Origin of the sequence: Bittarella massiliensis (ex Durand et al. 2017), from assembly GCF_009876955.1 — a bacterium.
Classification (GTDB): Bacteria; Bacillota; Clostridia; order Oscillospirales; family Ruminococcaceae; genus Bittarella; species Bittarella massiliensis.
In genome coordinates, this window is the sequence record NZ_WWVY01000004.1 from 46,119 (window position 1) to 60,184 (window position 14,066).

A 14,066-nucleotide genomic window follows, 5' to 3' on the forward strand; every position below is an offset into this window, starting at 1 on the left:
CGACGGAGTAGAGGGGATACCGCCCGCCCCAGGCCCGGCAGGAGGAAGAAGCTCTCTCCCTCCGACAGAGCCCCCCCCCCTGCCTCCCCTTGCGCGGGGGGCCGGCCAAAAAGAGCTTTTCCGCCGCCCCCCGGTTGCCGTCCTCCCCTGTCTTTCCCTGTCTGCCTCTGTCCACCCTCGCCCGTCTTTTCCCCCGCGCACCGCCCTTCCACGGGGCTGTCTTTTGCGGGGAGACGGGGCCAAGGTACAGCGGTATGGCAGCACCCCGCCCGTTTTTGGCCGCGACCAGGGGCTTGGCCGGCAGTCGCACACGTCAAAAAGCGCGCCCCCTCCCCTGTTGAAGACAGCGCGCTTCACACCGCACAGGCGGTGTCCTCTTTATTGACAGTTACAGCAGCAGTTCCCGGTAGTCCGCAATCGTCCGGTCGGCGACACAGACCGTCCCCTCGCCGCCGGTCACCGCCACCGTGCGGCAGCCCGCGGCCCTGGCGGCGGCCAGGGCGTGGGGGGCATCCTCAAAGACCCAGGTCTCCTCCGGCGCCGCGCCCAGGCGGGCGGCCGCCGACGCATAGAAATCCGGGGTCTCCTTGTTGCAGCCGGCCTCGGTGCAGCTGTGCACAAAGGCAAAGTAGCCGCGCAGGCCCAACTCGTCCAGCACCGCTTCGGCGGTTTCCCGCTCCACCGCGGTGGCCAGGCAGCAGGGCACCCCCGCCGCAGCCAGAGACTGCAGGTATGCCTCCGCCCCCGGCAGGATCACCGCGCGGCCCCGCTCGCGCACCGCCGTCCGGTAGCGGCGGGCGACGATCCCGTCGATCTGACGCAAAATTTCCTCCGGGGGATAGGGCACCCCCAGCTCCTGGGCAAACCAGGCGGCCGACTGCTCGAGACTCATGGCTGTCAGCCGCTCGTTCAGGTCCCCCGGCACCGGGACCCCCTGCTCCACCAGGTAGCGCTCCCCCACCCCCGACCACACGTCCATGGTCCAGAGCAGGGTTCCGTCCAGGTCAAAGGCCGCGGCCTTGGGCGTCATTTCCACAGACGGCGGGTCAGCTCGTCGAGCTCTCTGGTGGCGGCCAGCACGTCGTCCTGGGCGAAGATGGCCGAGACCACCGCCGCGCCGTCCACCCTGCTTGCCCCTAATTCCAGAAGGTTTTCCGGGTGGATGCCGCCGATGGCCACCACCGGGATGGAGACACTCTCGCAGAGGGCCTTCATCTCCTCCATGGACATGGTGCCGTCGATCTGCTTGGTGGTGGTGAAGAAGGCCGCGCCGGTGCCCAGGTAGTCGGCCCCCTGCGCTTCGGCCTCGCGGGCCTGGGCGATGGTCTTGGTCGAGACCCCGATGATCTTGTCCGGGCCCAGGATCTTGCGCGCCAGGTCACAGGGCAGGTCGGTCTGGCCGATGTGCACCCCGTCGGCGTCCACCGCCTGGGCGATGGTCAGGTTGTCGTCGATCACCAGCGGCACCCCGTAGCGGTCGGTCACGGCCTTGACCTCTCTTGCCACCTGCAAAAACTCCCGGTCGCCGGCCTCCTTCTCCCGCAACTGCACAAAGGTGGCGCCGCCCTTGAGGCAGTCCTCCACCATCTGTCCCAGGGTGCGCCCCCGCAGCCAAGCCCGGTCGGTCACGGCGTACAGCCGCATGGCGCTTCTAATCTGCTCTCTCGAAAATTTCAATGTCCTCTCCTCCGTCCAGTTCCCCGCCGGTCAGGCAGGCCAATTCGTCCATGAGCAGCACCCGGTAGCTGCCGGTGCCCTCCCGTCCCGTCTTCTCCAGCAGCCGCCGGTGCGCCCGGGCGCCGCACAGCCCCATGGCACAGACGGCGGCCGCCGCAGCCTCCAGCGGCTGCTGGGGCGAGGCCGCCAGAAAGGCGCCGGTGACGGCGGTGAGCATGCAGCCGGTGCCGGTGACCCGGGCCATCAGGGGGTGGCCGCCGCGGATGGCAAAGGTCCGCACCCCGTCGCTCACAAAGTCCACCTCGCCGGTGACCGCCACCATCGTCTGCGCGCGGCGGGCCAGGGCCCCGATTTGGGCCGCCCGCTCCCGCAGGGAGGCGCTGGCGGCCAGGTCCTCCGGCGCCGCGTCCACCCCCCGGGCCCCGCCGCCCTCGCCCAGCAGGGCCCGCAGTTCCGACAGGTTGCAGCGAATGGCCGCCAGCGGCAGCTCCTTCCAGAGGCCGCGGGCCGTCTCGGTGCGCAGGCGGGATGCCCCCGCCCCCACCGGGTCCAAAACCACCGGGATGCCCCGGCGGACCGCCTCCCGCCCCGCCCCATAAAAGGCGTTTAAGTTCTGCCGGCGCAGGGTGCCGATGTTGAGCACCACCCCCCCGGCCAGGGCGGCGATCTCCGCCACCTCGTCGGGGTCGTCGGCCATGATGGGGCTGCCTCCCACCGCCAACAGGGCGTTGGCGCAGTCGTTCATGGTGACGGTATTGGTGATGCAGTGGATGAGCGGCCCCTGCTCCCGCAGGGCGTTTAAATACTGTCCCAGCAAAAAGATCGCTCCCTCTCCGCACAATTTTGGGTACAAAAAAAGAGGATGCACCCGACTGAATGCACCCCTGCGCCCCCCCCCGTTGAGGCGGCGCTCTTTTCCCTACGTTGGCATGATCCAAATCAGGTTGAAACCGGTCGACACGATGGCGACGGGTAGTCGCCATCGTGTCCCCATTTGTTTTTGAAAACAAAAGTTTTCAATTTTGCCCGTTGGGCAAAACCTACAAATGGTACGGTAACAACCATCCTCTGCTTCTCACTTTGGCCTCTGCTCCTGTGAGACGAATAGTCGCCAGCGGATGCCCACCGGCTTTCAAAAAACTCTTTTGAAAGCCGGACAGCGCGCGGCGACCGCTCTCTTTTCGCCAGTGTCCTCTCAGCCCGTTTGCGGACTCCCGGACGTATTCTCTTTTTCTCTCCAAAGTCTATCACAGCCCTGGGGCGATTGCAACCCCGCGCGGTGCGCAAAAGGGCCCCCGGCTTTTACCAGCCGGGGGCCCTTTTTGATGATATGAACTCTCTCGCTTAGTTGTTGTGCTCTTCCACGGCAACCGCGCAGGCGACGGTGGCGCCGACCATGGGGTTGTTGCCCATGCCGATCAGGCCCATCATCTCCACATGCGCCGGCACAGAGGAGGAACCGGCGAACTGGGCGTCGCCGTGCATCCGGCCCAGGGAGTCGGTCAGGCCGTAAGAGGCCGGGCCGGCAGCCACGTTGTCCGGGTGCAGGGTGCGGCCGGTGCCGCCGCCGGAGGCGACGGAGAAGTACTTCTTGCCGTTCTCGATGGCCCACTTCTTGTAGGTGCCGGCCACCAGGTGCTGGAAGCGGGCGGGGTTGGTGGAGTTGCCGGTGATGGAGACGTCGACCTTCTCCGACTTCATGATGGCAACGCCCTCGAGCACGTCGTTGGCGCCGTAGACGCGAACGGCAGCCCGCTCGCCCTCGGAGTAGGGGATCTCCCGCACGACCTTCAGCTCGCCGGTCTTGAAGTCGTACTCGGTCTCCACATAGGTGAAGCCGTTGATGCGGGAGATGATGTAGGCGGCGTCTTTGCCCAGCCCGTTGAGGATGACCCGCAGGGGTTTCTTGCGGGCCTTGTTGGCGGTGCGGGCAATGCCGATGGCGCCCTCGGCCGCAGCGAAGGACTCGTGCCCAGCCAGGAAGCAGAAGCAGTCGGTCTCCTCTCTCAACAGCATGGCGCCCAGGTTGCCGTGGCCCTGGCCCACATCCCGCTGCTCGGCGACCGAGCCGGGGATGCAGAACGCCTGCAGGCCGATGCCGATGGCCTCGGCGGCCTCAGCGGCCTTTTTGATGCCCTTCTTGATGGCGATGGCGGTGCCCAGGGTGTAGGCCCACACGGCGTTGTCAAAGGCGATGGGCTGTACGCCCTTCACGATCTCGCCCACGTCGATGCCCTTGCTCTTGCAGAGCTCGTCGGCCTCCTCCAGGGTCTTGAAGCCGTACTCGGCCAGGCAGGCGTCGATCTTCGCCATTCTTCTCTCTTTACCTTCAAATTGTGCCATATTCGCAAACCTCCTTCTGTCCGTATTCCCTTACTCTTCGCGGGGATCGATGTACTTGGCCGCGCCGTCGTAGCGCCCGTAGGTGCCGACGTTCTTCTCAAAAGCCTCTTTGGGGTCTGCTCCACGGCGAATATCTTCCATCATCTTGCCCAGGCGGCAGAACTTGTAGCCGATGACCTCGTCATTTTCGTCCAGGGCGGTGGAGAGGACGTAGCCCTCAGCCATCTCCAGGTAGCGAACACCCTTGGCGGCGGTGGAGTACATGGTGCCCACCTGGCTGCGCAGGCCCTTGCCCAGGTCTTCCAGCCCGGCGCCCACCGGCAGCCCGTCCTCCGAGAAGGCGGTCTGGGTGCGGCCGTAGACGATCTGCAGGAACAGCTCTCTCATGGCCACGTTGATGGCGTCGCACACCAGGTCGGTGTTGAGCGCCTCGAGGATGGTCTTGCCGGGCAGGATCTCCGCGGCCATGGCGGCGGAGTGGGTCATGCCCGAGCAGCCGATGGTCTCCACCAGAGCCTCCTGGATGACCCCCTCTTTCACGTTGAGGGTCAGCTTGCAGGTGCCCTGCTGGGGGGCGCACCAGCCCACGCCGTGGGTCAGGCCGGAGATGTCGGGGATCTGGTAGGCCTTTACCCATTTGCCCTCCTCGGGAATGGGAGCGGGACCGTGGTGCGGGCCCTTGGCCACAACGCACATTTTCTCGACTTCATGAGAATAGTTCATATCAAAACTCCTTTCGGTTTTTTGGGGACAGAAACCGCAGATGGAGCTGCGCCCTGCGCGCAGTCCAATCTATAATACATTATAGTATGCCTGTCCCGGTTTCGCAAGGGCGTGTCAAAAAATTCACAACGGATGGCCCCATCCCACTGCCGCGGTCCCGACGCAGCGTTGCCCCGCAGGCCGACCCCGCCAAAAAAGCCGGCCGCCGTGCCCGGCCAACCGCTGCGCCATCCACTCTCCCCCATGGCGCAGTAGGGGTTCTGTGCGGCAACATGGCACCCGCCATATCATCTGCGGCGGCTACCCTGCTTATCCCCACTGCCGTCGACGGCGACGCCCGGCTGGAAGATGGCGACGCCCCCTATCCACGCATCCCCCCAACTGCCGGGCCGACCAGATGCTGTCTGTTCCCCCACAGCGTGGCAGGGGGGCCATACGCCGCAGTATCGTCCGCCATATCGTCTGCGGCGGCCCGCCCCACTATCCCCACTGCCGCCGACAGCGACACCCGGCTGGGGGATGGTGACGCCCCTATCCGCGCATTCCCCCAACGACACCCGGCGCGAGCAACACCCTGCAAATCGAAAGGGTCTGTCCTCCCGCCGTGCGCCGACCCATGCAGCCGCACTCGGCAAGTAAAAGACATATCGATCTGCACGCTGAGGGTGAGGAGCGGGATGTCGCCAACAAAATCTGCACTGCCGCCGAAAAAGAGGCGGGTCCTATTCCCTCGGCAGTCCGTCTCCCAAAGGAGAGACGGCTGCCGCGAGCGACAAAGGGGGGCTCCAGTGCCCCGTCCCGCTCTCCGGCGGTCCGTGCAAAACCTGCTTCCCTTTCCCGCCCTGCCGCAAAATCGGCGTGGCTGTCGTCCCACGCCAAGCCGTTTGCCCTTGCCGTCATCCTGGGCCGCCAGGCCGCCAGCCCCCTTCCCCCGTCCGGCCACGACGTCCTCCCCTGCCCCCCAGTGGAGCGCCCTATTTTGTCGCGCGACCCGGCTGTCCGCAACAGAAATCATGGACAAACCTGGGAGAGGGCAGAACTTCCCCCGTCCGGGAGGGGGAAGTTCTGCCCCCTGCGTTGACTTTGCCGGCGCGGCCCCTTATAATATAGGTTGGTTTATTGTCTAACGTCGAATTGCAAAGCGGCCCGCCACACCAGGGCTGTATCTTTTGAGGTGATGAAATGGGATTAAAGGATTTGCTGTTTGGCTCTTACAGCAAAAAAGAGCTCAAGCGCATTGACCCCATCGCGCAGCAGGTCTACGCGCTGGAGGACGAGTACAGGAAAAAGACCGACGAAGAACTGCGCCAGACCACCGTCTCCCTGCGGGAGAAGTTGGCGGGCGGCGCCACTTTGGACGACATCCTCCCCGACGCCTTCGCCGCCTGCCGCGAGGCGGGCGACCGGGTGCTGGGGATGCGCCACTTCCCGGTGCAGGTGGTGGGCGGCATCGTCCTTCACCAGGGCCGCATCGCCGAGATGAAGACCGGTGAGGGCAAGACCCTGGTGGCCACTCTCCCCGCCTACCTCAACGCCCTCTCGGGCAAGGGGGTGCACATCGTCACCGTCAACGACTACCTGGCCAAGCGCGACAGTGAGTGGATGGGCAAGATCTACCGCTTCCTCGGGCTCTCGGTGGGGCTGATCGTCAACGGGATGGACAACGAGGCCCGGCGCCGCGCCTACAACTGCGACATCACCTACGGCACCAACAACGAGCTGGGGTTTGACTACCTGCGCGACAACATGGTCATCTACAAGGAGAACAAGGTGCAGCGGGGCTTCAACTTCGCCATCGTCGACGAGGTGGACTCCATCCTCATCGACGAGGCCCGCACCCCCCTCATCATCTCCGGTCAGGGCGACAAGTCCACCGACCTCTACCAGACCGCCGACAAGTTCGCCCGCACCCTCAAGGTCACCAAGGTGACCGAGCTCAATGCCAAAGAGGACAACGACGAGCTGGAGGGCGACTACATCGTCGACGAGAAGGCCAAGACCGCCACCCTCACCAAGGCCGGCATCAAAAAGGCCGAGGCCTATTTTGGCCTTACAAACCTCAACGACGCCGACAACATGACCATCGCCCACCACATCAACCAGGCCATCCGCGCCCACGGCATCATGGTGCGGGATGTGGACTACGTGGTCAAGGACGGCGAGGTCATCATCGTCGACGAGTTCACCGGCCGCCTGATGATCGGCCGCCGTTTCAACGAGGGGCTGCACCAGGCCATCGAGGCCAAAGAGGGCGTCAAGGTGATGCGGGAGTCCAAGACCCTGGCCACCATCACCTTCCAGAACTTCTTCCGCCTCTACCAAAAGCTCTCGGGCATGACCGGTACCGCCATGACCGAGCAAAACGAGTTCAACGAGATCTACAAGCTGGACGTCATCGAGATCCCCACCAACAAGCCCAACGTCCGCAAGGACCACGACGACCAGGTCTACAAGACCGAGCAGGCCAAATTCAACGCCGTCATCGACCAGGTGGTGGAGAGCCACGCCAAGGGCCAGCCGGTGCTGGTGGGCACCATCTCCATCGAAAAGTCGGAGCTGCTCAGCAAAATGCTCAAACACCGGGGGGTCCCCCACCAGGTCCTCAACGCCAAATACCACGAAAAAGAGGCCCAGATCGTGGCCCAGGCCGGCAAGAAGGGCGCCGTCACCATCGCCACCAACATGGCCGGCCGCGGCACTGACATCATCCTCGGCGGCAACGCCGAGATGATGGCCAAGGACGAGATGCGCAAAAAGGGCTATTATGAGGAGCTGCTGGTAGAGGCCACCGGCTATTCCGACACCGACGACGAAGAGATCATCGAGTGCCGCAAGACCTTTGCCGAGCTGGAGCAGAAGTACAAAGAGCAAATCGCCGCCGAGGCCGAAGAGGTCAAGGCCGCGGGCGGGCTCTTCATCATCGGCACCGAGCGCCACGAGTCCCGCCGCATCGACAACCAGCTACGGGGCCGCGCCGGACGCCAGGGCGACCCGGGCGAGACCATCTTCTACATGTCGCTGGAAGACGACCTGATGCGCCTCTTCGGCGGCGAGCGGGTCCAGGCGCTGATGAACTCCCTCGGCCTCGAGGAGGACCAGCCCATCGAGACCAAAATGCTGACCAACGCCATCGAGAGCGCCCAGCGCAAGGTGGAGGGGCGCAACTTCGGCATCCGCAAAAACGTCCTCCAGTACGACGACGTGATGAACAAACAGCGCGAGATCATCTACGCCCAGCGGGACAAGGTCCTCAACGGCGAGGACCTCAAGCAGTACGTCCTCACCATGCTCGAGGAGGGGATCAAGGACGTGGTCTCCACCTACCTAGCCGCCGACAGCGACCCGGCCGACTGGAACCTCAAGGGCCTCAAAGACCACTACCTGGGCTGGATTACCGGGGAGGACGACCTGGACTACACCCCCGAGGAGCTGGCGGGCCTGACCCCCGACGACATCGCCGCCCAGCTCATCGAGAAGGCCAAGAACATCTACTTCGAGAAGGAAGAGAAGTACGGCTCCCCCATCATGCGGGAGCTGGAGCGGGTGGTCCTGCTGCGGGTGGTGGACACCAAGTGGATGGACCACATCGACGCCATGGACGAGCTGAAAAAGGGCATCTACCTGCGCTCCTACGCCCAGAAAGACCCGGTGGTGGAGTACAAGATCGAGGGCTTCGACATGTTCGACGCCATGGTCGAATCCATCAAGGAGGACACCGTCAAGATGCTCCTCACCGTGCAGATCAAGACCCAGGAGGAGCCCAAGCGCGAGGCGGTGATGAAGCCCGCCACCAACCAGTCCGGCGACGGCTCGGCCGCCAAGGAGCCGGTGCGCAAGAAGAAGGTCGGCCGCAACGACCCCTGCCCCTGCGGCAGCGGCAAAAAGTACAAAAAGTGCTGCGGCCGGTTTGAAAACTAGCCCCACACACTGACAAAACGGGTCCGCCCCTTCGGGCGGGCCCGCTTTTTTGCGCCCGCGCCCGCATAGCGGGGCCCCAAACAGCCGAACCTCTTAGAGGAAAAAGGCAGAACAAAACTACACCAAATCGGTTGACATTTGTCCGGTGAAGGTGTATGCTGGATTTGGAAATTGACACCCCCCCGGGGGTGGGGTACCATAGAAAGGAAGGCTGCCATGAAACAGAAATTCGATGTCACCGGCATGACCTGCTCGGCCTGTTCGGCCCATGTGGAAAAGAGCGTCGCCAAGGTGAAGGGGGTCTCCGCAGTGGCGGTCAACCTGCTGGCCAACAGTATGGTGGTGGAGTACGACGAGAGACAGATCGGCCCCGACACCATCTCCAAGGCAGTGGCCGACGCCGGTTACGGCGCGTTCCCCGTCGCGGGCAACGGCCGCTCCGCCAAGGCCGCCGCCGGCAAGTCGGCGGTGGACCGGGCGCAGGAGGAGATGCGCGCCATGAAGCGCCGGCTCATCGTCTCCTTTGCCTTTATGATCCCCCTCTTCTACCTCTCCATGGGCCACATGATGGGCTGGCCCCTGCCGGGCCTCTTTTTGGGCAACGAAAACGCCATCACCTTTGCCTTTACCCAGCTGCTGCTCTCCCTGCCCATCGTCTGGGTCAACCAGCACTACTTCACAAATGGCTTCAAGACCCTCTTTCGCCGCTCTCCCAACATGGACTCCCTGATCGCCATCGGCTCGACGGCAGCCATCGTCTACGGCATCTTCGCCATCTACAAGATCGGCTGGGGGCTGGGCCACGGCGACATGCACCTGGTGCACCAGTACTCCATGGACCTCTACTTTGAGACTTCGGGGATGATCCTGGCCCTCATCACCTTGGGCAAGTTCCTCGAGGCCCGCTCCAAGGGGAAGACCAGCCAGGCCATCACCAAGCTGATGGACCTGGCCCCCAAGACCGCCCTGGTCATCCGCGACGGGGAAGAACGGGAGATCCCGGTGGAGGAGGTGCAGATCGGCGACCTGATCGCCGTCAAGCCCGGCGCCTCCATCCCGGTGGATGGGGTGGTGGAATCCGGCGCCACCGCCGTGGACGAGAGCGCCCTCACCGGCGAGTCGATCCCGGTGGAGAAGGGCCCCGGCGACAAGGTGACCGGCGCCTCGGTCAACAAGACCGGCGCCTTTACCTTCCGCGCCACCAAGGTGGGCGACGACACCGCCCTGGCCCAGATCATCCACCTGGTGGAGGAGGCCAGCGCCTCCAAGGCCCCCATCTCCAAGCTGGCTGACAAGGTCAGTGGGGTCTTTGTGCCGGTGGTCATCGGCATCGCTCTGCTGGCCACCGCTGTCTGGCTGCTCACCGGCCACACCTTTGAGTACGCCATGTCCATCGGCATCGCCGTGCTGGTCATCTCCTGCCCCTGCGCCCTGGGGCTGGCCACCCCCACCGCCATCATGGTGGGCACCGGCAAAGGGGCGGAAAACGGCATCCTCATCAAGTCGGCCGAGGCGCTGGAGACGGCCCACTCCATCGACACGGTGGTGCTCGACAAGACCGGCACCGTCACCGAGGGCAAGCCCCAGGTGACCGACATCCTCCCCGCCGCCGGCGTCTCCGAGAGGGAGCTGTTGCAGTTGGCCGCCTCGATGGAAAAGCCCTCGGAGCACCCGCTGGCCGACGCCATCGTGCAGCGGGCCGCCGAGGAGGAGTTGGAGCTCACCCCCGCCGAGCGGTTTGAAGCGGTCTCCGGCCGGGGGCTGCGGGCCACCCTGGGGGGGGAGAGCTGCCTGGCGGGCAACCGGGCGATGATGGCCGAGGCCGGGGTGGACGACAGCGCCCTGGCCGAGGCCGGCGAGGCCCTGGCCGAAGACGGCAAGACCCCCCTCTACTTTGCCAAAGCAGGGAAGCTGCTGGGGGCCATCGCCGTGGCCGACGTCATCAAACCCACCAGCGCCGCCGCCGTCTCGGAACTGCGGCAGATGGGGGTGGACGTGGTGATGCTCACCGGGGACAACCGCAAGACCGCCGCCGCCATGGGGCGGCAGGTGGGGGTCTCCCAGGTGATCGCCGAGGTGCTGCCCCAGGACAAAGAGGCCCAGGTGCGCGCCCTGCAGGAGCAGGGGCGGAAGGTCGCCATGGTGGGCGACGGCATCAACGACGCCCCCGCCCTGGCCCGGGCCGACGTGGGGGTCGCCATCGGTGCCGGCACCGACGTGGCCATTGAATCGGCCGACATCGTGCTGATGCGCAGCGACCTGCTGGACGTGGTGGGGGCCATTCAGCTCTCCAAGGCCACCCTGAAAAATATCAAGGAGAACCTCTTCTGGGCGCTGATCTACAACTCCATCGGCATCCCCCTGGCGGCGGGGCTCTTCATCCCCCTGCTGGGGTGGAAGCTCAACCCCATGTTCGGCGCCTTCGCCATGAGCCTCTCCTCGGTCTGCGTGGTGACCAACGCCCTGCGGCTGCGGTTCTTTAAGCCCAAATACCGCGGCGATGTGCACGGTGCACAGCCCGCCGCCCCCGCTGCGAAAGCCCTGCCGGTCCAGCCGGCGGCTGACGATAAAGCCCCTGAAACGACCACAAACTCGAGACAGACAGGAGGAAACACCGTGAAAAAAGAGATGCTGGTAGAGGGAATGAGCTGCGGACACTGCTCCGCCCGGGTGGAAAAGGCCCTGAACGCCATCGACGGGGTCACCGCCACCGTTGACCTGGACAAAAAGACCGCCTTCATCGAGCTGGCCAAAGAGGTGCCCGACAGCGCCCTGAAGGCCGCCGTGGAGGACGCCGGCTACGAAGTCGCCGAAATCCGCTAGGGCGATGAAGGCCGACAAAGCGTCCGTCACCCGGCTGCTGAAAACCGCCCGCGGACAGTTGGACGGGATCCTCAAGATGGTGGAGGAGGACCGGTACTGCCTGGACATCTCCAACCAGATCCTGGCCACCGAATCCATCCTCAAGAAGGTCAACCGGGAGATCGTCCACGCCCACATGCAGAGCTGCGTCAAGGGCGCGGTGGGCGGCCCCGACGCCGAGGAAAAGGTGGAGGAGCTGATGACCCTCTTTGACAAGCTGGCGAAGTGATCGCCCGCAGAGAAAGGGCCCAGGGAGAACGCGTTCTCCCTGGGCCTTTTTTCTTCTTTTGGCCGGTTAGATCCCCGCCCGGGCGGAGATGTCCACCATCCGCTTCTTTGCCTCAGCGAGGATCTTCTCCTCGTCCAGGGTGAGGACCTGGCGGTCCTTCATCACCAGTTTGCCGTCGATGATGGAGTCGTTGACGTCGCCGGCGGTGACCGCCTCCACCAGGGTACTGACCAGATTGTGGGTGGGGAGGATGTGGGGCTGCTCGATGTCGATGAGGATGACGTCGGCCTTCTTGCCCACCTCCAGGCTGCCCAGGTCGTCCCTCTGTAACAGGGCGTTGGCGCCGCCCTGGGTGGCCATCTTCACCAGCTCCTCGACCCGGATGACCACCGGGTCGAAGATGGGCAGGCCCCAGTAGGCGATGATGCCGTTGCGCATCACCTTCATCTCGTCAAAGAGGCTCAGGCTGGAGGAGCAGGCGCCATCGCTGCCCATCCCCACCGAGCCGCCGCACTCGAGGATGCGGGGGGTTTTGGGGAAGCCGTGATTGGAGAGGTTGGCCCGGGGGCAGTGGACGATCTTGACCCCCTTCTCCACCAGCAGGGTGATGTCTCCCTCGGAGAGGACCACGTTGTGGGCGGTGAGGAAGTTCTCCCCCACCATCCCCATCTCGTCCAGGAAGGCGGCGGGGCGCTTCTGGTAGTTTTTCAGGCAGAAGCTGACCTCGTCCTTGTGCTCGCAGAGGTGGGCGTGCACCCCGGTGCCCAGCTCCTTGGCCCGGGCCGCGGTCTGGCGGATGAGTTCGGGCGAGCAGGACATGACCTGCCGCATGGCAAACCAGATGCGCACCCGGTCGTCCCCGGCGCCGTTGTAGCCGGCAAAGAGCTTCTCGGCCTTCTCCATGGCGCTCTGGGTGGTGTCCTTCATGCTGTCGGGGATGACCCCCTCCTGGTCCATGGTGGAGCGGGCGATGGCCGCCCGCATCCCCGATTCCAGGACCGCCTGGACCACCCGGTCCATGTGCACCCCGCCCGAATCGGCAAAGGAGGTGGTGCCCGACTTGATCATCTCCAAACAGGCCAGCTGGGCCGACCAGTAGACGTCGTCCGGGGTGAGGTTTGACTCAAAGGGGACCAGGAATCGGGTCCAGATCATGGGGTACTCGTCGGTGGCGCGGGCCCGCAGCAGCTGTTGGCAGGTGTGGGTGTGGGCGTCCACCAGGCCGGGCATGGCCAGCTTGCCCTCGCCGGACACCAGCTGCGCGGGCTGGTATTTGGCCGCCATCTCGGCGGTGGGGCCGATCTCGGCGATCCGCTGGCCGACAATGGCGATGGCGCGGTCGTGCTCAACCTTGTAGTCGGGGGTCAGCAGGTCGGCTCCGGTGATCAGGATGTCGCAGTGCATGAAATTCCTCCTTCTTATCCCCGGGCGGTCTCCCGCCCGGACAGACGGCCCTCCCCGCTTGGGGCGGGCCGCACTTGCCACAAATGGATCTTCCTCTCTCCGCTAAACGGCCTCGAAATCGGCCTGGGTGGCGGCTTTCACCGCGTCGGCCGCCGGCTGGCCATACCGGTTGGCAAAGGCTGCCAGGGCCCCCTGGCAGATGGCTTCGCTCTCGCCCGGCAGCAGCTGGGCGAAGGTCTCCCCCATGGCGTGCAGCAGGTGGGCGGTGTGGTAGAGGAAGTCCCGCTGGTTCTTCTCCCCCATGGCCGCCTTTTTGGCCGCAAAGGCGGCGGCGCTCTCCCCGTCGAAGGAGGCGCCGTTCCAGACAAAGTGGCAGCGCTCCGCCCCGGCGGAGAGGGTGCTGTGGATGTCCAGCACCAGGTCGGGGTTGAAGCCCTCCACCAGGCTCTTGTCCACATCGAGGCAGTAGAGCTTGCCGTATTCCAGCAGCCCCAGCTCCTGCCAGCAGGCGCACCAGCCACAGGTGAGGCAGGCGGTGGCGTAGGGGGCAAGGCCCAGCAGCTCCTGCCGGTTTTTGCCCTCTCTGTCGGCCCACTCGCCGTAGAGCAGGTAGCTGGTCATGTTTGGGGGCTCCCCGTCCCGCTGGGCGCGGCGGGCCATCCGCCGGCCGCGCTGGCGGCCGTACTGGCGAACCCCTTCCCGCACCGCCTCCTCCCCCGCGGCGCCGCAGCGCTGCAGGGCCTCGCGGGCCAGGTAGGCAAACAGGGCGGCGTGATGTTCGATTTGAAATTCCACGGCAAACTCCCCTTTTCATCTGTTCTCACAAACCCAGTGTAGCGGATTGCCGCCGGTTTCGCAAGGCCATCCCCCACCCTTTGGGCGACAAAAAAAGAGCGGTTTCCCGCCCTTT

Annotated in this window: 10 protein-coding genes; 3 read left to right on the top strand and 7 right to left on the bottom strand. The window is 65.0% G+C overall.

The genetic code is table 11. The features are described 5' to 3' along the window. Positions 1 to 388: 388 nt before the first annotated feature. The 5 genes from GT748_RS06285 to GT748_RS06305 all read right to left on the bottom strand — a co-directional run bounded on the left by GT748_RS06285 (position 389) and on the right by GT748_RS06305 (position 4,743). The gene (locus GT748_RS06285) at positions 389 to 1,030 is read right to left on the bottom strand and encodes an HAD family hydrolase (RefSeq protein WP_021660277.1); all 642 of its coding nucleotides are present in this window, start codon (positions 1,028 to 1,030) and stop codon (positions 389 to 391) included. Next, positions 1,027 to 1,677 carry a thiamine phosphate synthase gene (thiE, locus tag GT748_RS06290; RefSeq protein WP_243148131.1) on the bottom strand — a complete coding sequence of 217 codons (651 nt, stop codon included), beginning with the start codon at positions 1,675 to 1,677 and terminating at the stop codon, positions 1,027 to 1,029. Before thiE ends, GT748_RS06285 begins: the two co-directional genes overlap by 4 nt. Beyond that, a complete protein-coding gene (gene thiM / locus GT748_RS06295) occupies positions 1,652 to 2,494 on the bottom strand; it encodes a hydroxyethylthiazole kinase (protein WP_044992973.1) in 843 nt (280 codons plus the stop codon). Before thiM ends, thiE begins: the two co-directional genes overlap by 26 nt. 527 nt (positions 2,495 to 3,021) lie before the next feature. Then, entirely contained in the window at positions 3,022 to 4,020 is a 999-nt protein-coding gene (locus GT748_RS06300) for a GGGtGRT protein (protein ID WP_044992972.1), read from the bottom strand. Between the two features lie 30 nt (positions 4,021 to 4,050). Beyond that, complete coding sequence (locus GT748_RS06305; RefSeq protein ID WP_021660272.1) at positions 4,051 to 4,743, bottom strand: iron-sulfur cluster assembly scaffold protein; 693 nt, start codon at positions 4,741 to 4,743, stop codon at positions 4,051 to 4,053. Between the two features lie 1,182 nt (positions 4,744 to 5,925). On the opposite strand from GT748_RS06305, the gene secA reads away from it, so the two are divergent. From secA to GT748_RS06320, 3 genes are all read left to right on the top strand, one after another. After that, positions 5,926 to 8,661: a preprotein translocase subunit SecA gene (secA, locus tag GT748_RS06310; RefSeq protein WP_021660270.1), complete on the top strand. Its 2,736-nt coding sequence runs from the start codon at positions 5,926 to 5,928 to the stop codon at positions 8,659 to 8,661. 216 nt (positions 8,662 to 8,877) lie between these two features. Then, positions 8,878 to 11,484 carry a heavy metal translocating P-type ATPase gene (locus tag GT748_RS06315; RefSeq protein ID WP_021660268.1) on the top strand — a complete coding sequence of 869 codons (2,607 nt, stop codon included), beginning with the start codon at positions 8,878 to 8,880 and terminating at the stop codon, positions 11,482 to 11,484. 4 nt (positions 11,485 to 11,488) lie between these two features. Further along, the gene (locus tag GT748_RS06320) at positions 11,489 to 11,752 is read left to right on the top strand and encodes a metal-sensing transcriptional repressor (protein ID WP_021660267.1); all 264 of its coding nucleotides are present in this window, start codon (positions 11,489 to 11,491) and stop codon (positions 11,750 to 11,752) included. A gap of 66 nt (positions 11,753 to 11,818) precedes the next feature. On the opposite strand, the gene GT748_RS06325 is transcribed toward GT748_RS06320, so the two are convergent. Together GT748_RS06325 and GT748_RS06330 are read right to left on the bottom strand one after the other, a co-directional pair. Then, complete coding sequence (locus GT748_RS06325) at positions 11,819 to 13,156, bottom strand: amidohydrolase family protein (protein WP_021660266.1); 1,338 nt, start codon at positions 13,154 to 13,156, stop codon at positions 11,819 to 11,821. Positions 13,157 to 13,258: 102 nt separating this feature from the next. Then, on the bottom strand, positions 13,259 to 13,951 hold the full coding sequence (locus GT748_RS06330) for an L-2-amino-thiazoline-4-carboxylic acid hydrolase (RefSeq protein ID WP_021660265.1): 693 nt from the start codon (positions 13,949 to 13,951) through the stop codon (positions 13,259 to 13,261). Between the last annotated feature and the right edge of the window lie 115 nt (positions 13,952 to 14,066).